Source organism: Coleofasciculus sp. LEGE 07092, assembly GCF_015207375.1.
In the GTDB taxonomy this organism is placed as follows: domain Bacteria; phylum Cyanobacteriota; class Cyanobacteriia; order Cyanobacteriales; family Coleofasciculaceae; genus LEGE-07092.
On record NZ_JADEWY010000001.1, the window covers coordinates 157213 to 178491 of the forward strand.

20 protein-coding genes are annotated in these 21279 nt (G+C 46.2%); 10 read left to right on the plus strand and 10 right to left on the minus strand.

Annotated features, from left to right (window positions below; translation table 11 throughout):
- The first annotated feature begins 51 nt into the window (after positions 1–51).
- Positions 52–1539, plus strand: a complete 1488-nt coding sequence (locus IQ257_RS00675) for a TldD/PmbA family protein (protein WP_193872926.1) — start codon at positions 52–54, stop codon at positions 1537–1539.
- Between the two features lie 151 nt (positions 1540–1690).
- Here IQ257_RS00675 and IQ257_RS00680 read toward each other — a convergent pair whose 3' ends face one another.
- The 3 genes from IQ257_RS00680 to IQ257_RS00690 form a co-directional block, all read right to left on the minus strand.
- Positions 1691–4084, minus strand: coding sequence for an NACHT domain-containing protein (locus IQ257_RS00680; protein ID WP_193872927.1), 2394 nt, complete (start codon positions 4082–4084; stop codon positions 1691–1693).
- Positions 4085–4198: 114 nt separating this feature from the next.
- Complete coding sequence (locus tag IQ257_RS00685; RefSeq protein WP_193872928.1) at positions 4199–4399, minus strand: hypothetical protein; 201 nt, start codon at positions 4397–4399, stop codon at positions 4199–4201.
- A gap of 409 nt (positions 4400–4808) precedes the next feature.
- Positions 4809–6794, minus strand: a complete 1986-nt coding sequence (locus IQ257_RS00690; protein ID WP_193872929.1) for a PP2C family protein-serine/threonine phosphatase — start codon at positions 6792–6794, stop codon at positions 4809–4811.
- Positions 6795–7138: 344 nt separating this feature from the next.
- Between IQ257_RS00690 and IQ257_RS00695 the strand changes: the two genes are divergently transcribed.
- Together IQ257_RS00695 and IQ257_RS00700 are read left to right on the plus strand one after the other, a co-directional pair.
- Positions 7139–7570, plus strand: a complete 432-nt coding sequence (locus IQ257_RS00695; RefSeq protein ID WP_193872930.1) for an NfeD family protein — start codon at positions 7139–7141, stop codon at positions 7568–7570.
- A 58-nt stretch (positions 7571–7628) separates the two neighbouring features.
- On the plus strand, positions 7629–8627 hold the full coding sequence (locus IQ257_RS00700) for an SPFH domain-containing protein (protein WP_193872931.1): 999 nt from the start codon (positions 7629–7631) through the stop codon (positions 8625–8627).
- A gap of 58 nt (positions 8628–8685) precedes the next feature.
- On the opposite strand, the gene IQ257_RS00705 is transcribed toward IQ257_RS00700, so the two are convergent.
- The gene (locus IQ257_RS00705) at positions 8686–9780 is read right to left on the minus strand and encodes a hypothetical protein (RefSeq protein ID WP_193872932.1); all 1095 of its coding nucleotides are present in this window, start codon (positions 9778–9780) and stop codon (positions 8686–8688) included.
- A 412-nt stretch (positions 9781–10192) separates the two neighbouring features.
- Positions 10193–10426 carry a hypothetical protein gene (locus tag IQ257_RS00710; protein ID WP_193872933.1) on the minus strand — a complete coding sequence of 78 codons (234 nt, stop codon included), beginning with the start codon at positions 10424–10426 and terminating at the stop codon, positions 10193–10195.
- Between the two features lie 199 nt (positions 10427–10625).
- Here IQ257_RS00710 and IQ257_RS00715 point away from each other — a divergent pair, with 199 nt between their 5' ends.
- Entirely contained in the window at positions 10626–10838 is a 213-nt protein-coding gene (locus IQ257_RS00715) for a helix-turn-helix domain-containing protein (protein ID WP_193872934.1), read from the plus strand.
- A 34-nt stretch (positions 10839–10872) separates the two neighbouring features.
- Here the strand turns inward: IQ257_RS00715 and IQ257_RS00720 are convergent, their stop codons facing one another.
- The gene (locus IQ257_RS00720; RefSeq protein WP_193872935.1) at positions 10873–11043 is read right to left on the minus strand and encodes a hypothetical protein; all 171 of its coding nucleotides are present in this window, start codon (positions 11041–11043) and stop codon (positions 10873–10875) included.
- Positions 11044–11127: 84 nt separating this feature from the next.
- Positions 11128–11334, minus strand: coding sequence for a hypothetical protein (locus IQ257_RS00725; protein WP_193872936.1), 207 nt, complete (start codon positions 11332–11334; stop codon positions 11128–11130).
- Between the two features lie 487 nt (positions 11335–11821).
- Between IQ257_RS00725 and IQ257_RS00730 the strand changes: the two genes are divergently transcribed.
- The 3 genes from IQ257_RS00730 to IQ257_RS00740 all read left to right on the plus strand — a co-directional run bounded on the left by IQ257_RS00730 (position 11822) and on the right by IQ257_RS00740 (position 14719).
- Positions 11822–13561: an ABC transporter ATP-binding protein gene (locus tag IQ257_RS00730; protein WP_228060312.1), complete on the plus strand. Its 1740-nt coding sequence runs from the start codon at positions 11822–11824 to the stop codon at positions 13559–13561.
- Positions 13562–13637: 76 nt separating this feature from the next.
- Positions 13638–14219 carry a Uma2 family endonuclease gene (locus IQ257_RS00735; RefSeq protein WP_193872937.1) on the plus strand — a complete coding sequence of 194 codons (582 nt, stop codon included), beginning with the start codon at positions 13638–13640 and terminating at the stop codon, positions 14217–14219.
- Positions 14220–14284: 65 nt separating this feature from the next.
- Positions 14285–14719: a hypothetical protein gene (locus IQ257_RS00740; RefSeq protein WP_193872938.1), complete on the plus strand. Its 435-nt coding sequence runs from the start codon at positions 14285–14287 to the stop codon at positions 14717–14719.
- A gap of 356 nt (positions 14720–15075) precedes the next feature.
- Here the strand turns inward: IQ257_RS00740 and IQ257_RS00745 are convergent, their stop codons facing one another.
- The 3 genes from IQ257_RS00745 to trxB all read right to left on the minus strand — a co-directional run bounded on the left by IQ257_RS00745 (position 15076) and on the right by trxB (position 18236).
- On the minus strand, positions 15076–15603 hold the full coding sequence (locus tag IQ257_RS00745) for a hypothetical protein (protein ID WP_193882048.1): 528 nt from the start codon (positions 15601–15603) through the stop codon (positions 15076–15078).
- Positions 15604–15678: 75 nt separating this feature from the next.
- Complete coding sequence (locus tag IQ257_RS00750; protein ID WP_193882051.1) at positions 15679–16569, minus strand: ABC transporter permease; 891 nt, start codon at positions 16567–16569, stop codon at positions 15679–15681.
- 278 nt (positions 16570–16847) lie between these two features.
- The gene (trxB, locus tag IQ257_RS00755; protein ID WP_193882054.1) at positions 16848–18236 is read right to left on the minus strand and encodes a thioredoxin-disulfide reductase; all 1389 of its coding nucleotides are present in this window, start codon (positions 18234–18236) and stop codon (positions 16848–16850) included.
- A gap of 712 nt (positions 18237–18948) precedes the next feature.
- On the opposite strand from trxB, the gene IQ257_RS00760 reads away from it, so the two are divergent.
- The 3 genes from IQ257_RS00760 (at position 18949) to IQ257_RS00770 (ending at position 21203) form a co-directional block, all read left to right on the plus strand.
- Entirely contained in the window at positions 18949–20193 is a 1245-nt protein-coding gene (locus IQ257_RS00760) for an ATP-binding protein (protein ID WP_228060302.1), read from the plus strand.
- Between the two features lie 225 nt (positions 20194–20418).
- Complete coding sequence (locus IQ257_RS00765; RefSeq protein WP_193932890.1) at positions 20419–20937, plus strand: DUF29 family protein; 519 nt, start codon at positions 20419–20421, stop codon at positions 20935–20937.
- Between the two features lie 2 nt (positions 20938–20939).
- A complete protein-coding gene (locus tag IQ257_RS00770) occupies positions 20940–21203 on the plus strand; it encodes a hypothetical protein (RefSeq protein WP_193932893.1) in 264 nt (87 codons plus the stop codon).
- Positions 21204–21279 lie beyond the last annotated feature (76 nt).

Below are 21279 nucleotides of genomic sequence, written 5' to 3' on the forward strand. Positions count from 1 at the left end.
TGAGCTGTGCAATAGTGAAAATACATTACCTCGTATTGCCACTCTCTTACTATGGTACAAGCACCAGCACCCATTACGGCTACTGACCTCGCTACCTTCGCTATTGATTTAATTCGCAAAGCTGGATGTGAGTATGGAGATGTCCGATTTTGCACCTACCGCCATCAAAATTTATACGCCCGCGATCGCTCCTTAAGTCAACTTTCTGATAACGTGAGTTCTGGGTTTGGGGTGCGGGTGCTCTTAGAGGGTGCTTGGGGATTTGCTGCTAGTCCTCACAAAACTCAAGCAGAGGTTGAACGCCTTGTCACTTTGGCTGTAGAAATTGCTAAGGGGAGTCGTCTCTCCCAACGGATACGGGTGCAATTGGTGCCAGTGGATGCTTACCGCGACACCTATGTTACTCCGATGGAGATTGACCCTTTCACTGTACCCATTACCGAGAAAGCGGACTTGCTGTTGCGCATTAACGAACAACTGCTAAGTTACGAGAAACGAGGGGTTAAAAAAGCCTATTCCTTTCTGCGGTTTACGAAAGAAGACAAAACTTTTGCCTCTACAGAAGGTTCCCTGATCCAACAAACTCTCTATCGCAGCTATCCGGGATTGGGTTGCCAAGCGATCGCAAACGGCGATGCCCAGAGCCGCAATTACGAACGTCCACCTCTAAACCGGGGATATGAGCATATTAACGTGCCAGACCTTTTGAGTCAGGTGGATCGAGTTGCCGAAGAAGCTATTGAAAAAGTTTACGCGCCCAAGAGTCCCTCTGGCATTCGCACAACTCTAATTCTCAAACCGACTCACCTGTGGTTAACTATCCACGAATCTGTCGGACATCCGACGGAATTGGATCGGGTGTATGGTTACGAAGCCAATTTTGCCGGAACTAGCTTCGCCACCGTTGATCAATTGGGCAAGCTGCAATATGCCGCCCCTTGGATTAACTTTAAAGCTGATCGCACGCAACCCGGAGGGCGCAGTACCATGGGTTATGACGATGAGGGTGTCCCTTCACAAGAGTGGTATATTGTCAAGGATGGAATTTTAGCAGATTACCTGACGGATCGGGAAACCGCCTATCGCCTTGGACGCAGCAGTAGTAATGGTAGCGCCTACGCTGATAGTTGGTCTAGCGTGCCGATGGTACGGATTCCCAATTTGGGGTTAGAACCGGGAGTTGAGGGGGATAGTCATACTGCCACGTTAGCGGAAATGATTGCCGATACCGAAGAGGGAATTTTAATTGATGGGATTGGCAGTTTTTCGATTGACCAACAACGGCGTAATTTCCAGTTTGGTGGTGATGCCTTTTGGAAGGTAGAAAAAGGCAAAGTGGTGGGAATGTTAAAGGATGTGACGTACCACTCGATGACAACTGATTTTTGGAATAGTGTCGATGCAATAGGACCTGCCTCAGAATGGCAACAGTGCGGTACTAATATGTGTGGGAAAGGCGAACCAATGCAACTGGCTCAAATGAGTCACGCTTGCGTACCCGTGCGAGTGCGAAATATTCACATCGGAGGTGCATCCTAAGGGTTCCTTGGAGGAATTAATGAGAGCGATCGCTGTTATTTTTATACTGAAAGAGTCAGTACACTCATTAGCAGCGAATAGGGTAACGGATGTAGCGGATGAGTGGTTTGTTTTTCTGCCATAATTTACCTTATCAAAAATAAATTATCCGCTACAGAATACGTTGCTGATAGTTCTCAATCTCTGCAATCGGCAATAGTAAAGTGTCTTCTATCTCCTGCCGTACCTCACGGGACACATAGCAATCGCTATTCAGGCATTCTACCAGAAGTTTATTGGCATCATAATACTGCTTCAAGACTTTCTTTTGTTCAATGCTGAACTGCCAATCATGACCAATATTGCGATGCTCAATCATCATTGCTCTTAATTGGTTCGTCCAAACTTGACCGTTAGTATCCCACCATTGTTTCAAGTGTTCTTCATCGCCATCTGGAGAGGGAAGTTGCTCACTCAGTTGTAGTAGGACTTGCTTAAGAGCAGGATCGAGAGCAAAGGCAAGTTCAAAAACACGGAGAAAGTTATTATAGATTTGGTAAATGTTGTAAAGTCGGTTCTTTTCTCCTAAAACCACTTCAAAATCAGACCAATAAAAGCAATACAGAAAAGCTTTAGCAAAGGTTTGATAAAGTTTAAGTTCAAGCGTTAAGGCAAAAGCATAATTGTTAGACAGAGCTGTACAAAGCTTAACATCAATCAAAAAAATTATTTCAAGCTTGTCATTTAAAACTCTGGTATCGTCAATAGTACGTTCTGTGAGTCCAAAATTATTATAGTTGCCATCAAACACAAGGTAAAATAGATAGAAAGCTCGAATAGCTGCTACCTCGTAAGCTGCTTCTACTGCACGAGATTTTTCACTCGCCCACATGAGAAACTGCTGCAAATTCTCATCCTGAGCTAAAATCGCATCAACTTTATCTTTCATTAACAAAAATAAACCGTCGGCGCTTGGAGACATTCCAATGGTGAGCAATAAGACTTCCCGCCAGCGCTTCTCATTGAGGTGATTGACTAGATTTTGTAAAAGTTCCTTTTTTGATTGTTTAACAACAACAATTTCTCTAGCCGTAAAGTACTCATGGAATGTAAGATGGGAAAATGAGTAAATCCCTTTTGCCCGTTCCACTAAAAGCCCGTGTTGAGCTTCAATTGATCGCAAAACTACCTCACTGTCTAGTTGCAAGGCTTCCTCATCAGTGGTGGCACCCGGTAAATTGCGGATATAGTGAGTCACATACTGTTCGGCTACCTTTTGCTTGAGAAAATAGTCACCCTGCTCAAACGTTGTCAGAGCAATTTTACTTAGTAAATCTTCCTTGCGTTGAGAAGAGAGCTTCTTATAAGCATGATCACGATGAATTCCGCGCTTGGCATCCCACTTTTTCAGGAGAGCATCTAGCCCTTCTTTGTACAATTCGGAACGATTGGCAGGAAAATCTCCTGTTTCTTCAAATGCCAAACATAAAAGCGTCAACAGGAGCGGATTAGTCGCGAGTTCTCTGATTGGTTTGTTCTCTTCGATGCGTTGAAGAAATGTCTTTGATTTTACCGCCTTCCCGTGAAACCAATTAGTAGCAAAGTTTTGAATTTGCTCCTTATTAAAATCCGCAATTTCTACCTCTGTAAATTTCTCAAAGGTATACTCCCGTGCTGCAATGCGGCAAGTGATTACAAAATGATTGTCTCGGAAATAGTCAGAGAAATCTCGAATCTCTTTTAAAACGCGCTGACTGTCCTCTTCTCTAACCTCATCCAGCCCATCTAGCAATACAAATGCTCTACCCTGTTTTAGCAATGTATCGGGTAGAGTCATGGCATATCGTCCCCCGACAGTCCCAGTAATATAGTCTAGTAACGTGGGTTTATTTTCCGCTTCAGCAAAATCTTTGAGGGTGATAAAAATTGGTATGAGATGAGTCTGAAATTCACCCCCAATGCACTGAATCGCGAGATACTTTAAGAAGGTAGTTTTTCCTGCCCCAGGCTTGCCTAAGATCATCAGTTTGGGATATTTTTTGACCACCGTCAGTCCTGGTATTCGTTCCTCAGCAATCCTGCTCAGTCCAAAACGCTCAAAATTTTCGCCTGTGTACTCTTGCAGTAACTCCGCAATCTCTTTACGTCTGCGTCCGGTGATTTTCTCCAGAATATTGACATGGGTGTAGATCTCCTTCAACCCAATGGGCTGCGACATATCTAGCACCCGCATTGTGCCGCAGCGTTCTTGAATATCAGGCTTTATCTTTTCGCGTACCTCTTGCACGAAGACATCAACATCCAGATTATCGTCCTGATTTTGTTGATGGGGTTCAGGTTCACTGAGGGGTTGAACAATGACTTTTTCCCACTCCAAGTCTAGTCTGTGACAAATTTCGGCAAAGAGATTGCGATCAACTGGTTTACCTGTAAAAAATTTTCCAACTGGCTGGCGAGAGATTCCTAAATCTGCGGCTAATGCCCTCTGAGTCAAGGAATAGCGGATTAACGCTCTCTGGGCTTTTTTTATCCCGTCTTGAGAAGCTTGAAGCGATCGCTTTATCATAACTCAACGAAAAAACTTTCACCCATTTTACTCGCACAAATTAGGTGAGAGTTTTCAACGTCATCAACTCATATACATTTGTCACGTCCCTACACAAACGAAATGTGATGGATTTTATTGATTCTTCTCACCCAAAACGTGCCACAAGCCTGCTTCCGTTGGCACTGTCACCTCTGTCTTAGATCCACCCAAACCGTAAACGAGGGGAACCAATCCCAAGCCCAAAGATGCTAACGCCACAAGCAGAATCAAAATCATTTGATTAGGCTGAATCGAGTCTTTTATGACTATCTTGACTTGTTCTTGCGTATTCATATCCAAAACTCCCCGCTTAACTACCAGCGATCGCCTCCTTATTTTCTAGTTTATCGAATATTTTGTATTTATTTTTACAGAATTTATTTACTGTTATACTACTTAATCAAAGTTTAATCGGCGGCAACCCGATAAAATTAAAATAAAAACCGTGGAAGCTCTGGGAGTTCCACGGCGCTTTGCATGAGGAGTCTTAGACTTTAGTTAGATTGTAGAGCCAACCTCCTATAGACGAGATACTCGTAACCGTTTTGGTAACGAGATTGCTGTACTATCGCGTTTCCCTATCGGGTGAGCTGGGGAGCTAGGGAGATGGGGAGCTAGGGAGCTGGGGAGCTAGGGAGCTGGGGAGCTGTTGTGTTGGAAAATTCGGGTTTTCTATCCCCTTGTCTCCTTGTCCCCTTGTCCCTCACTCCTCCGGCGTTGATTCTGGTGCAGATGGGGGAATCTCTTGCTGTTGAGAGGGCAAAAAGCGATCGCGCATCTGCTCGAATCCTTTTGGATTCAGTAGCCACTGAGCCATTAGTACCGCACCCCCAGCAGACAGTAGTACCACAAAGACTCCCAAAATCCCCACAATAAACTTGAACCAATCTGCTCTAGACGTTGCCTCGACGGTTTCAGTTGGTTCGGGTGTTTCTAATTCCTCAGACTCCAATCCCTGAGCTGCCTGAGCAAATTCTGTTTCCAAATTGATAGTATAACCATCACTCTCCAGGGGAATGCTGCCAAAATGCAATACCACTGGATACTGAGGAGAAACACCGCAGTAGGTAAGAACAACAGAAGAATTATCGTGACCGTTCCGTTGATTTGCCTGCTCAACTAACCACTTCGCCGCCGCTTCTACAGAGAGCTTGCCGCTAAAGACATCCCGCGCAAAATTGGCATAAACTTGCTCGATCCAATTGTTATCACTTACCCCATCTGAACACAACAACAGCAAACCATCTTCATCCAAAATAAATCGCTGTACATTCGGATGCAGTAACTCAGCATCTTTTGTTCCCACCGCTTGGGTGAGTGCGCCAGCATCGGGACGTTGTAGCGCCTGTCGGTACAAACTTCGCCCCATCTTGACTTCGCGGGTTGCCACATCATCATCCACGGTTAGTTGCTGACAGTAGTGGGGTGTGATCCAATAGGCACGGCTATCTCCCACACTCGCAATATAAAGTTCGTGAGTATTCCCCTCGCCGTTAGAGTGCTTAAACACCTGTGGCAATTGCAGCGCCACGGTTAGCGTCGTTCCCATCCGCCGTCGGGAGGCTCGTTCTTGTTGGTCGTTGCAAGAGGCAATTAAATTATTGACCACCCGGACAATTGCCGCTAGCTGCTGGGCTACCAAATCCGGCGTCATGATTTCCGGGTCTTCCAGCAACTCTGCTAGTAACGCCCGCACCTGGATTTTGATTGACTGCACTGCCATGTGACTAGCAACTTCGCCGCCCTCATGTCCGCCAATACCATCACAGATAATTGATAGGTGAGGAATCAGGGGATCGTGGCATGGGTCAGAGTCTTTAGGCAAGTCGGTCATTAGGGGATAGTAACTATCCTCATTGTGATTTTGGTACAGACCGACATCGGTGACACTAGCGACCTGCAACCGCAGGGGTTGTCGAGACGCTTCTTCTACTAATAGCAGGTTGAGTTGAGCTGCGATCGCTTTTAAGGAAGGATTTTCAGTTTGTAACTGCTGGGCAATGTCTTGTAATGCCGATGCCACAGACGCCGATGCCCTACGACACAAGGGTTCCCACCATTTTCCTAGCTGCTGGAGGCTGGCTTTTGCTGGGGATTGGGCGAGTGCGGTACTTACTCCTGAAGATGTCTCCACTGCTGATGACAAACTCACCCCACCCTCCCCAGGTAATTCAGTTAATTCTGGGTTGGCAATCCCATCGATGTATAGTTCCTGCAATCGCACCCGCCATCCTTCAACCCGCAGGTTATCAGGATTTAATAAAGTTGAACTGACTCCTAATTCTGCTAAAGGCGTCCACAATTCCAGCATCTGCCACAGCCAATAAACTTGACGTACTGGTGACGCTTTCGACCACATCTGATCGATAGTGGGATAAAGCTGACCACTGTGATCAATCGGGGCATTCTCTAACAAAATAACCGACCCATCCCGCCCCAATTCCTCTAACTGACACACCCCATATATCTCCGGAATGTGGAGGCGGTGAGGATACAAGCGCAGATAAGGGAGAATAGTGCTATTGAAGTGTTCCGGTACTTGCGGTGGCACTTCCGGGTGCAAATCATGCCAAATTTGCGGAGCCACCACCTGATATCGGTTTGCGACAACTTGACCCACGGGTATCGATGGGGCAGTTGACCCAACTGCCCAAAGATAGCGATTTATTAGCGGCTTATCACTGCTCATACTACTAAAAACGGCTTACTAATAACCATAATGAAGTCAAATCTTCAGCGCATAGGATAAATTAGAGTTAGACTCTGCAAGTTGTTTTAACCTGCTCCCTCAAAAAATACTGACGCGCTTGCAGAAACTAAAAGGATAAATAAAAACACGGCTTCCTGTCTAGGACTAGTCATTAAACCTCAGAGACGGGTCAATGGGTACAGAGGGCGGCGGGCGATCGCATAAGTCCCAGTTTTGGCAATGGCTGTTTGATCAATCGACACTCCCTGACCGCTCAAGACGCTGAACATAACAGACACTCGTTGAATCCACTTCTATAAACACACTCTATAGCGGATTTAGATATGTCGCTCAGTCCTTCTATACTCTGGCTTCTGGCAGGGTCGATTCTTTGTTTAATGGAGCTATTCCTACCAACGGCTTTTGTCGAGTTCACAATGGGAATCAGCGCGTTGGTGGTGGCGCTGGTGGCGTTGATTGTACCCCAGTTTTCCCTACAAGTGGCGCTGTGGTTGCTGTTTTCCACCATCTTACTCGTTGTATCCCGTCGGGTTCTACCCCCAGCCAGAGTATCTAAAACTCTAGATGCCATGGAAGGTCGAACCTTGACAGAAATTTCGGCAGAGCAAACCGGACGGGTTCTTTATGAGGGAAATTCCTGGCAAGCTCGCTGTGAGGATGGTCAAAACGCGATCGCACCAAACCAAAAGGTCTACGTGGTTCGACGGCAAGGCAACACTCTCGTTGTTGTCTCCCAAGACCTGTTGCAGTTCTAGTTGTGCAGTTTTCACTTTTCTAGACAGTGTGACAAGATTTAAGTTTAGGAGGCTTGAGATGGAACAGTTTTTTTTACTCGTATTTTTGGTGCTGGGTGGTTCTACCGTTGCTGGTTCGGTAAAAATTATCAATCAAGGCAATGAAGCTTTGGTTGAACAATTGGGGAAATATACTGGCAAGAAACTTGAACCAGGTCTTCGATTTGTCATTCCCATCGTAGAGCAAGTGGTTTTCAAGGGAACTATTCGGGAAAAAGTTCTTGACATTCCACCTCAGCCATGCGTTACTCGCGATAATGTTTCTATCAGCGCTGACGCGGTGGTGTATTGGCGCATCATGGATATGGAGAAAGCCTACTACAAGGTAGAAAATCTCCAGGCGGCGATGGTTAATTTGGTACTCACTCAAATTCGTGCGGAAATGGGCAAACTGGAACTGGATCAAACCTTTACGGCTCGGTCTGAAATTAATGAAATTTTGCTGCGAGAATTGGATATTTCGACTGACCCTTGGGGTGTGAAAGTGACGCGGGTAGAATTACGAGATATCGTTCCTTCCAAAGCCGTGCAAGATTCGATGGAGTTGCAGATGTCGGCAGAACGCCGCAAGCGGGCAGCCATTCTGACTTCAGAAGGGGAACGAGAATCGGCAGTCAATAGCGCTAGAGGGAAAGCTGAAGCACAAGTCCTTGATGCCGAAGCCCGTCAAAAGGCAGCGATTTTAGATGCTGAGGCGCAACAAAAAGCGATCGTTCTTAAAGCCCAGGCAGTACGCCAAGAACAAGTTCTTAAGGCGCAAGCCACCTCTGAGGCACTGCAAATTGTTGCTAAGACTCTTAAAAACGATCCCAATGCTCGTGAAGCACTCCAGTTTTTACTTGCCCAACATTATTTAGAAATGGGCAAAGAAATTGGTACTAGCGATAGCAGCAAGGTGATGTTCATGGACCCTCGCGCAATTCCGGCAACTATTGAGGGAATTCGCTCGATTGTCGGTGATGGTGATAAGCTCGATTCTGAGACACTCCGTATTGATCCGAATAAACTGCATCGTTGAGTAGAGACGCTGTATACAACGTCTCTACAGAATTTCAACAACAAAAGGAACAATTCCTTTAATCGTTGCCCTTCCTTGATGGCTGAGAAAACAACTGCTGCATGGCTTGCGTGTAAGGCAGCACTAACTTCATTTGTTCGGGTTTCACGCGAGCCTTAATTTCACTGACTAATAACGGTAGCAGTTGTTCAACCAGTTCCCACGTCACGTTAACTGCTGGAAAAACGATTCGGCATAGAGGCAGGAGTTCTTTTTCTACTGCTGTCATATTTCCTTCTAAAACGCACAGCCACAGATAGCCCTGGAACATTTCTATATCTCGAATGCTAGAAGCTTTCACTTCTGGATTGTCCAGTTTTCCGCGCAAGCTGCGATGATTGGGGTTCAATTGCACGGCTTGGTGGTGGACTGTTTTGGCAATCTCGGTTGAGATAGGTAGCAGTTGCTCAACAATGGTGAGAGCTGGTGAATTGAGATCGTACTTAGCGGCGGCGGCGCAGACTCGCTGCCAGGGAATACAGACTTGTTCTTCAAGAAACTTGAAGTAGGGATTGAGCAACAGTTGTTCAGAGACAGTTAATCGATTGGTTAACAGCCGGCTGCTGAAGTGGAACTGCGTAGACATAAAGCCAATAGCACGGGAATCCTTGGCTGATAAGTATTGGGATCTGAGTTCTTTATAGCTTCCATCAACTGCTTTTGTGAGCTGTTTTAGTGCGGATAACTCTAGTCCTGGTATCGTCCACCACCATTTGGTATAGGTGGAGAAATTAGCAGTTCCCATAGTGGGCATTTTTGCAAACCAGTCAGGTGAAGGAGATTGCTGCTGGTAAACGTCTAGTGCTTTGCGATAAACTTGTCCAGCTAATTCAGCGATGCGCTGACTTTCCCACAAGTTCATGATATTGGGAATGTAAGAAAAAAGAGCATTTGTTTGTATCCCAGCACATTTGCAGTGGATTTCTAGCAAACGCTCTAGCTTAAAAATAGTCTTCGTTCGCCCTTCTAGAGAGACTGTTTCAACTAACTCATTCCAGACAAAATTACTGTTTTGAAACAAAAGAGTTGATACGTCGGGCGTGTAGCGCTTAGACCACAGCTTGACTAGACGTTCGACCGGTGTTTTGTTGATCGTTTCTGTGGCGAACAGCATGAGTTTTTCGATTGTATGGATGTTGATGAATGGAACTAGTAAGAAAATGCAGTTGGAGTGGTCGCAGCAACCCAATTGGCTATTGATTTAGAAAGCATTCTCAAAGCTACCCAGTTCCTTAACCGTATTTAGAAACGATTAAAGCGGATCAATAAAATTTGATGGTAGACAAACTAAGCAGAGAATTTTTAACAAAATCTCTCATTCCCGGCTTTCTTAAATATAAATTTAATTTAGTAAAGTTGAATAAAGTTTAATTAAAGATTTCTAAGGAATTATCCTAATTAATTTCTACAAGACTTACGCACAGACGCTACATCTGGTAGGGACACGATATATCGTGTCCCTACCATTAGCGGTTTACAGGCTTTCTTTGCGTAAGTCCTGTAACTATTTAGAGTGAAATGGCGTTTTAGATTTTTTCTCCCACTGTGTTTTCTCGACTATCAAGTTCTGTGTTAGTGTCAGTACTCTCTAGCATTGGATCGAAAACAATACTGAATGAAGCATCAGGCATCAGCCGCCGCAGTACCCGCAGGTGTTCTTCTGCATCGCTACGACGACGTAGACGAGCAACCCCAGTTCGTTGCATATCGGGGAGGTGACGGATAATGCACCAGGGAAACAGTTGCTCTTTGTAACTCATAGGTTCCTCCCTATTGCTACAAGTGAAATCAAAGTGGGTGCAGCCGTTGAGATTGGCTGCTGTCTTGATATCATGTAATTTGCCTCCAATTTAGTAGGGCATGATTGGCAATCGTCCTTGAGTTTCCTAGGCGCGAGGGCGATTGCTTTTCGACTCACCATTATTAAAGAATGAGTATTCATTCTTCGTCAAGGAGAGAATGGGGCTAGTTAGGCTGCGGATTCGAGAACTTGCTGATGAGAAGGGCTGGACCCTCCAAGAAGTTGCAGCAAGGTCAGGGGTTCCTTATAGTACAATCACCACCTATGCTCGTTCCTCCGGAATGGCGACAGTTGATGTAACAGCGCTGCAAAAACTGGCTCGCACTTTTGATTTGATGATTGAAGATTTACTGGAAAGTGTGAAAGAGTAGATAATTCACTAGTTACAGGTAATGGCAGGTTACGCTACGCTAAGACGCCACTACAGATAAAGGCTGTGCCTAAGTCTTGACAAAATGGGGAGATAAAAGAACTGGTGGGAAACGTCTGCCGCCTCGCATTGGGGTAAACGGCTAATAACCTCAAGTCAGATGAAGCTTTAGCGGCTGAAGCGGGACGTATCGAAAAATTAACCAATATTTTTGTACGGCAAAGCCGCAACCAAATACGGAAGACGAGTGAGGATCACTATATCGCTCCCTCTGAGAGTTTTTACTTGAGTCAGTCTTGTCCCAGAATTACTTGAAGTGTTCTATGCGCTTCTTGGAGAGTTCCGAGTTCAGAATTAAATTTCCATAGATAGGGTTTAACTCTATTACCTTCGACAAGAGCTGGTTCCCAGGCTGTGAGCTGCCATCCTTTTTCTGTGGCAGCAAGGCAGTAATCGATTCGGGAACTGAGAAGGGGGGCATTAACGTTGGCTATCATTTTTCCAGGCTCAGAATCTGAAGGGTTGGTTAAAGGGGATTGCGCCATTGTCATAAAGAAAGCGATCGCCTTCGACTGAACATAAGGGTGATGCCCTTAAGACCTACTATCTATCCTGCCATTCTCTCTCTAAAGATTGTGAGAATCCGAGACAATCTTTATTGAAATATCACAAAGCTCGGTTAATCGAGACGTTCTCTTCACACAAGCTTTACAAAAGACTATTCCTCAAGAGAGATAGCTGAATTCCTTTGTATATGAGTATACTGCCTCGTTGACCAGCGAAGGGGGAATTTTGTCATGGAGCCAGCATAATGGGGTTTTTGTCAGCTAAAGCCCCCGTCCAGAAAGCTTTAGGATGAGAAAGGGCAAGTCGCCTTTGTAAAGTCAGGGTTAATTGAGCGTGTCCAGTTCGCGATTTCACAAGCAAGCACATCATTCCCGCACTCAGAAGTCCTTACCCAAATCAGCGTATCCTCTCAAGCGCCTGATTCATTACGGACATAACTATCGCACTCAAATCCGACAGGCGATCGCTTGCTCAATTCTTAATAAAATCTTTGACTTAGCACCCCCAGCCTTAATTGGTGCAGCCGTCGATGTCATTGTCCAACAAGAAGACTCCCTCATCGCCCAGCTAGGAGTCACCGATATCTTCGGGCAACTGTTGATTCTCGCCCTCCTCAGCTTCATCATCTGGGGATTGGAATCTATTTTTGAATATGCCTACTCCCGACTGTGGCGCAATTTATCCCAGACGATTCAGCACGATTTGCGCTTAGATGCCTACAGTCATTTGCAATCGTTAGAACTGGCTTATTTTGAAGACAGTAGTACGGGCGGCTTGATGTCAATCTTGAGTGATGATATCAATCAACTGGAGCGCTTCCTAGATGTGGGAGCCAACGAAATTCTGCAAGTATCCACAACAGTGGTGATTATTGGGGGTGCCTTTTTTATTCTCGCTCCCAGTGTGGCTTGGCTGGCAATCGTACCCATGCCCTTTATTTTTTGGGGTTCCGTTGTTTTTCAGCGCTACCTTGCCCCCCGCTATGCCGATATCCGAGAAAAAGTGAGTTTACTCAACGGGCAGTTGGCAAATAATCTGACGGGGATGACGACGATTAAAAGCTTTACGGCTGAAGAGTATGAAATTCAGCGAATTGCCGCTCAAAGTGAAGCGTATCGTCAAAGTAACCGTCGAGCGATCGCTCTTTCATCTGCCTTTGTCCCCTTAATTCGCATGATTATCCTGATAGGCTTTACCGGCATTCTCCTTTATGGTGGCTTAGAAGCTGTTGCCGGGAGGCTATCAGTAGGAACCTATAGCGTGTTGGTATTCCTCACCCAGCGGTTGCTTTGGCCCCTTACCCGACTGGGAGATACCCTCGATCTATATCAACGGGCGATGGCATCTACGGCGCGAGTGATGAATCTATTAGATACGCCAATTGCCATGCACCCTGGAGACATTCCGTTACCTGTGGATAAGGTGCGGGGTGAGTTGCAGTTGAGAACTGTCACCTTTGCCTACAATGGACGCGATCCGGTGATTGAAAATCTTTCCCTGCATATTCCTGCGGGAGAAACCATTGCTATTGTCGGTGCTACGGGTTCGGGTAAGAGTACGATTGTGAAACTCTTGCTGAGACTCTATGAAATCCATGAGGGAACGATAACTCTGGATGGCATTGAACTACAACAGATTCAGTTAGGGGATTTGCGTAGGGCAATTGGTTTAGTCAGTCAAGATGTTTTCTTATTTCACGGTACAGTCCGAGAGAATATTGCCTACGGTAGTTTTGATTCCACGTTACCCGAGATAATGGCAGCCGCAGATATTGCTGAAGCTCACGACTTTATCAGCCGCTTGCCCCAAGGGTATGACACGATTGTGGGAGAACGGGGGCAGAAATTATCGGGAGGACAGCAGCAGCGATTAGCGATCGCTCGTGCTATTTTGAAAAATCCTCCCATTCTGATTCTGGATGAGGCAACGTCGGCAGTAGACAATGAAACTGAGGCAGCGATTCAGCGATCGCTTGAGAAGATTACTCAGAACCGGACAACGATTGCGATCGCTCATCGGCTTTCTACAGTACGCAATGCCGATTGCATTTATGTCATGGAATACGGCAAAGTAGTCGAACGAGGGCAGCATGAGGAACTGTTAGAACAACAGGGGATTTATGCAGCGCTGTGGCGGGTGCAGTCTGGTTTAAAATGAATGGCACTGACTCGTACAGCTCCATTCTTTAACGTTGTTAAGGACGACATTACTAGTAGAAATTTCTAAAAAGACAATGACACAGGTACTAGATAAACCGATAGACCAGCGGCTTACCCACTCTTTTGTGAGTTGGCAACAATTTCGATTAATTCAAGAGGGGTTTAATAATTCTCCCGGAATACGATTGTTCTACTACAGGGGTGAGGTAGAAATCTTGGCAGTTTCGCAAGATCACGAACTTTTCAGTCGGACAATTGCAGGGCTACTCTTTGACTACTTTGTGGAAAAAGGTATTGAATTTTATCCCACAGGTAGCTTTACTCAAGAAAAAGAAGGGGTAGCCTCAGCACAGGCTGACGAGTCCTACTGTATTGGACGGTTAAAGAAAACTCCTGACTTGTCTATTGAAGTAGTCTTTACCAGTGGTACTCTCTCCAAACTTAAACGCTATCAGGAGTTGGGAGTACCAGAAGTCTGGTTTTGGGAAGATGGTTTATTTACTTTGCATCATCTCAGAGTAGACGGTTACGAACGGATTTACGCTTCTGAGGTATTGCCAGGTCTAGACATTGACTTGCTAACGCGATGCTTGTTGATGGCTTCCAGGGTTGAGGCTGTTAGGGAATTCAGACGGGCAATTTCTCAAGGGCAGTAGTAATCGTTATGCGACCGATGCTTTTTGGGGTCTAATACCAATCTTCATAAAATGGATTTTAAGCAATGATAATGTTTGGTCGCTCCCAGCCAGAGAGGGCAGAAGATAAATGGAAACGTCAGCTTGATCGATTTGTCAAAGATAATCAGCAAGAACTGGCTGCACTATCGTGGGGGCTATTTTTGGAGAAGGGAGAAAGTGACGAGACGCTGGGGATTGACTTGCAGCCGACACCGCATTTTGTCTATTGTCCCAGAGATGCGATCGAGAAACTGAATCAGAGCGTTGAGAATTACCTTCAGGAAATTTTGGGAGTTGTGGATGCTCACCAACCGGATAAAGAGGTTTTGATGATTGGGATTGGCAGCGACCAAATTAAGCTGATTCAGTTTGAACCCGAACCCTCACCTCCTGTTTGTTTTGAGCAAGTTGGCAAGGATGTCGATACTTTACTCCAACAATTGGAACAGCACCTACACGGAACCGTTAAAAATGCCTAACGACTAAAGTCGCGGCTACACAAACTTTCGTCTGCCTTCGCGGACTGAGATTTTCCTCTTCACCTTAAAAAGGAAGAAGCCAAAGGAGGTTAAGCCATAGTGAAACGAAAAATCAACATTTTAGGCAATGGGGAACAGGGAACAAAGGATTAGAGCTATTTTATGGGTCTGAGTGCGTAAGCGGGTTGGCTGACAAAACTTAACCCCCTCATCCCCCAACCCCTTCTCCCACAAGGGGCGAAGGGGAGCCGGAAGAGTTGAAGCCTCTCAAACTCCCTCTCCCGTTTTGGGAGAGGGATTTAGGGTGAGGGCAAAGGACTTTTGTCAGTCAATCAGGTGCGTAAGTCCTGTTGCCCTTAATCTGACACATTAAACGAATTCCAAAAGGCTTGAAAGTCCTGCGTTGCTTGCCGATAATTCGCTTCTTTTTGGTCTAAATTAGCCTTGGTAATATCGCCGTCTTCATACTGCTTTTGGGCTAACTCAAACTCCAATTTCTTAATCTGATACTCTTGCTTCTTAAGCGTCCCTTCTACCGAACCCACCCAGTTTGAAAACCCTAAGTTCTGCGTTTCCCAATCCGTATTGCCGACGCTAATCGTGGCTTGCTCTCCCAAAACGGGTTTGCTTTTTTCAGTGAGGCTTTGAAAGCTGCTTAAAGCGTCCCGGATTTGTTTCACGCGCTCCAGGGAGTTTTCAAGAGAAAACCGTTCGTTTAAGGTAGAGTCAACGGGTTCGTCGGGATGAACTGGAGATAGAGATAAATCGGCATCGGTTGGTGCTGGTAGTTGTGCTACAGAGGTAGTCCACCACAACCCTGCACCCGCAAGGGGAATGAGTATTAAACCCCCAACTGCTGCTAAAAGCGATCGCTTGTAGTTCATCGATTTCCTTATAGTCTCCCAATTAACGTTCCCAGCTTTGAATAGCTGTATCTATATGCTTCGACGCTATTGGGGCTATTTCCGGTTCCACGATCGCAATCGAGGATTTATTAACTCGCTCAATCCTTCTCCGAACAGCGATAATCCTACCACCATGAGTGTCATCGCCAAACCCGGAAACAAAGCTGTCCACCAAATTCCGGTGGGTAAGGCATCCAGTGCCTGACGCAAATCATGACCCCATTCTGGCGTTTCTTCAGGTAGTCCCAATCCCAAAAAGCCTAATCCTCCCAAGATTAAAATAGCGTCAGCAGCATTGAGGGTAAATAAAACGGGTACGCTTTGAATGACGTTGAGAAACAGGTAGCGCGAGAGAACCCGACTAGAGGAAGCACCCATTGCTTGTGCCGCTTCGATGAAGAGTTCGGTTTTGACGCTGGCGGTGTGGTTGCGGACGACTCGGTAGTATTGAGGGATATAGGCAATACTCAGAGCGATCGCCGCATTTAAAACTCCCCGCCCGACGACAAAGGCTAACGTTACTGATAATAGCAGTCCTGGTAGGGTATAGATGGTATCCATTAAAAACAGCAATACCCGATCCAATCTGCCGCCGAGATAACCACTGACTAAGCCTAAGGGAACACCGATAACTAAACTCAGAGTTGTTGCCAGAATGACGACTTTCAATGCCGCTTGCGTACCAAATAAGGTACGGGAGAAGACATCATAACCTTGGCGATTGGTGCCGAACCAGTGTTCTGCGCCTGGGGGTTCGTGGATGGGGTTAATTAGGGAGGCGGTGGGATCTTGTAGCCAGCCCCACCCTTGAAAGACGGGCGCGAGAATGGCGATTAGGATGAAGAAAACAGTCATAACCAGTCCCACTGCCATTAGCTGCATGGAGAGACTGGGACGCTGGTTGAAGCTTAAAAAGCGGGGTAATAGTCCTTTGGCTGGGGTCATAATTTGGCTTCGTAGGGGCAGGTTTAGGAATCAATTGTGACAGTGACTGATTAATTTGTCCAAAACCCACCCTCATCCAGTACATGGCGGGGGTGGGTTTTACAGCGGTTTTCAAGTTAATAGACTACATACATGACCCCCCTAGCCCCCCTTATCAAGGGGGGGACTGTACCACACCGACTCGCAAAGTGCTGTAATTGAAAATGTTGTGGTGACAGAGGCGACTTTGCCCCCAAACCTGCCCCTACAAAAATGGGGAAAAACAAGCATTAAAGACGCTATTTAGCGGCAACGCTTGGGGACAGATAGTTTTCGATGACCTGACGATACTCGCTCTTTTGCTTGAGTCCCCTGATTTGGGTCAAGATTTCCTTGTCTTTGAACAATTGCACCGTGGGTGTTCCTGTTACCATGGCATTTTCAGCAATTTCTGGTTCTGCCTCAATGTCAACTTCAACGAAGTGAATTCTGCCTTCAAACTCATCTACTACTTTATTGAGAATCGGCTTAAGGGTATGGCAGGGACCGCAGTTGGGGGAGACGTACTTCACCATGATCAGGCGATCGCTTTCATGGAAAAGCTTGCGCAAAGCATAGCCCCCGACATAGCGCGTCTTGTTAATATCAAAGGTTTCTTCTGTATCATCGGCTGGTTTTTCCTCGGTTGCCTGGGTTGGTTGCTCGGATTCGGGTTTCTGATGGTATTCCTGAATGAGGTTATTTACCGACAACCACCGTTCTGCTAGCATCGCCCCCATACAGCCTGTTCCGGCAGCGGTGATAGCTTGACGAAATTCATGGTCTTGAACATCCCCAGCAGCATAGACGCCTTCTACACTGGTTTCTACTGAACTGGGCTTGGTGACAATGTAACCTACGTCATCGAGTTCGAGTTGCCCCCGGAATAACGAGGTATTGGGAGTATGACCGATCGCGTAAAATAGTCCTTTAACGGACAGGTTGCTTTCTTCACCGGTTTGGGTATTGCGGACTTTTATCCCCGTCATGCGATCGTTTTCACCGAAGACATCCACTGGCTCAGTATTCCAGTGAACGGTTATTTTGGGGTTATTCAAAACCCGGTCTTGCATGGTTTTAGATGCCCGCATCTCGTCGCGGCGTACTAGCAGGTTTACATGGTCGCCGTATTTGGTCAAGTAAACGGCTTCTTCTGCTGCTGAGTCACCACCGCCGACAACTGCCAGGGGCGCACCGTGAAAGATAGGAGTTGCACCATCGCAGATGGCACAGGCAGAAATGCCACGACTCCAGAATTGCTGTTCCCTGGGGAGTCCCAAGCGTTTGGCAGTGGCACCGGTGGCAATAACAAGGCTGTGCGCTCTAACTTCTTGTTCTTCGGAGCGGATAATAAAGGGACGTTGGCTTAGGTCAACAAAGGTAACATCTTCGGTATAGCACTCCGTCCCCCAGCGTTCTGCCTGGGCTTTCATCCGCGCCATGAGTTGAGGACCTGTAATTCCTTCGGGGAAACCGGGAAAGTTTTCGACTTCTGTGGTAGTCATGAGCTGACCGCCTGGGAGTCCCCCTGCTTGGAAGCCTTCAAACATGACGGGTTTGAGGTTGGCGCGGGCAGCGTAGATGGCGGCGGTGTAGCCAGCAGGACCAGAGCCGATGATGACGAGATTTTCTACGGTGGGGTTGGGCATGAATAAATAAACTCATAACGACTACGCTTAATAGTTAGTATAGCGGATTTTGTGCCGTTATTGGGCTTTGACTATTCCCGTACCAGCTCCCCGACTTTTTGAAAAAGTCGGGGAGCTAATTGATGAGGATTTGCGCCTGTCTTATGTGCCTAATTGACTGACAATCACTTTATTCGCCCTCACCCTTCTCCCCTCTCCCTTGGGGAGAGGGGAGAAGGGTTGATATTCTTGTTCCCTCTCCTTTGGGGAGAGGGCTAGGGTGAGGGCTTTCTAGGCATCTGCACACACTCTCATGGGTAGTCCTAGAGTCAAGAAACAACTTAAAAAGGCGGGTGCCCGAGCTGATGAATGTTACTGGATCTTGCACTTGGAAATACTCTTAGGTGCAACATCTGAGTTAGTTAATGGACTTGAGCCATCCAGACGAACTCGCCAAAATTCGATGAGCAAACGCTGTATTGCCTAATATACCTTCTTTCTCGAAAATACTAATAATAGGAAAAATCGGAGAGTGACAGAAGAGGCATAGAGTGATGGAAGAGCGATAAGTCTCGAAAAACTAGAACTAACTACCTACCAAATCGTGCTAAAACACATATAACACGCTTTAATGGTGCTAAAAAATCAAGTGCCAAGGTAAACGATAGACTCATGCCACACCAACGGGTTGGTTTGAGTGTTAGATCCGGTAGGATGAAACACGCAATAGGGGATGAAAGAATCGATTTGTGGTCAATCAATGCTTAATGAAAGCCCTGACTCGCACATCAATACAGTTGGCAGCTTGCCAAATTGTGAAGACGTGCCGCCGGAAGAGTTCTATACTTGGGAGCGGGATGCTAAAGCCGTGAATCTTTTGGATATATCAGCACCCTTTCAATTGGTTGGACGGCAAGGGCAATTCCAGCGAATCACCCAAGTTTTAGCGCGGGATGGCAACTTGCTGATTGTGGGAGTGCCGGGAAGTGGACGGCGGACTCTGGTAAGGCGGGCGGCTGGGGAAGTTGGAGTTAAGATCCTGGAAGTTGATTGCATCCGGGCTACCGATGGTCAACGCTTTGTGCAACTCCTTTGCGATAGTATAGACCAGACTTTTCAAGGTGCAACGGCTCAAGATCTAATACGAGAGTGGATTGAAGGCAAGGTAGTTGAATTATTTGTCCTGAAAGACGAAGGAAGTGGCAGAGTGCGATTGAAACCTGTTCGCGCACAGAGCCAAGAGCAACTTTGGCAGGCATTTGAGGGATTACTCGATCTTCTGCAAGGGTTGGCAGAGTCTTCGGGCGAACGGGTGGTGCTGATTTTGGAAAGCTTCCCCCACATCCGTTCTTGGGATCGCCATGGGGTGTGGGAAAAATTTTTGAGGCAAGAGATTGAGCGTCAGACTCAGGTGAGTTATGTACTAGTGGCAACGATCGCAGAAATCACTATTCATCCCGATGAACCGGACAATCATTTGGAAATTGTGCAGCTAGCTCCCCTCGCCGATGATGTGGTTGCTGCTTGGACACACGATGTCTTGCATGCCGAAGGGCTGACATTCGATCCGCGATCGCAAGCGCTGGAACTCTTTGTTAATGCGGTGCAGGGACACTTAGGCGATGCTTCGGCACTGGTGCGACGCCTCAAGTCGGTACGAGTTTCTGACGGGCTAATTCGTGATCGGCACGTCCAGCAGGCAATTCAAGAACTGCTCGCTGACTTATCAATGGTTTTTGAGTCATTACTCATGCTGCTTCCAGCGAATCAAGCGCATCTGTTGGAGTCTCTGGCATTAGACCCTACTGATAAGCCCCAAAGTCGAGATTACATTCATAAGCATTATCTGTCGAGAGGGGGAAGTCTTCAAGGTGCGATCGCGGGGTTGCAGCACAAAGGCTTGATTTATGGTTCGGAGCAAGGTTATCGATTGGCTTTGCCTCTGTTTGCTTTGTGGCTTTGCCAGCGCTTGAGTTGATGGGAAATTCAGTATCATGCCCTCAGAATAGAATTGGAGGGCATATACAAACTGCGGTACACTCTTACCTCTCTCCAAACCTCTCTCCTACAAGGAGAGAGGCTTTGATTCTTACTCCCCTTCCCTACAAGGGAAGGGGTTGGGGGTTAGGTTATTCTGATGTACTTCACGCAACTGAGAAATGCTATATTCTGCCTATCAGCGCCTATCTGTGAAGGTGGCATTATGACTCAAGAACTAATCGACCTAAGAACTAGCATTGTAGAAGGACGCTATGCAGATGCTTTGGCGATTGTAGATGAGCTAGAGGGGATGAGTAAACAAGCAATCCTCCGTAATATCGAATCGTTTCTAGTCAGAATGCTGGTTCACTTGATTAAAAACCAAATTGAGCAGCGTTTAACTAATTCTTGGGTAGCTTCAATTTCAGATTCTCTTAGGCAAATTCAAAAATTAAATCTCAAAGAGAATAAAACGTCTTACTACATCAAACAAGATGAATGGGAGCCTTTTTTAGAAGAGGCTATTGAGGCGGCAATTCGTCCGGCAAGTGTGGAAGTTATGGATGGTGCCTATAATTCATTTCAACTCTCAGAATTGGTGGATAGAACAGAGATAATGATGACAGCTCAGAGATTGCTCGATTTAACGTATGAACATTCGGCAAAGACGTTACCAGCAATTATTGATGAGAATTTAGTTCAGCTACCAGGAGGGGAAGAGTGGAAAGAGGGTAGGCGATAACAGTGGCTCTCGTGCTGCTTTGTTCGGCAAAACCACCCAGTCACCAACCACCAGTTCCCAGCCACGTCAATTCTATGAATGATAATAACGATCAAGATGATTTAAAACAACTGAGAGACTTGTTATTTACTTTTGGAATTCTATTTATTTTTGTCTTCCTTGTAGTATGGATTTTGCTTTGGGCAATTAATGTCGTACCCATTCGGGATAGTTTTAGAGTATTCCAAGAAAAAGATGATCCAAAACCAGGGATACTGAGAGAGTAATTAGTGTGCAATCTGCTGTATGTCTTCAGAATCGTTAATCAAACTAAGTGATAGTCTTCGGTCGTTGTACATCAAG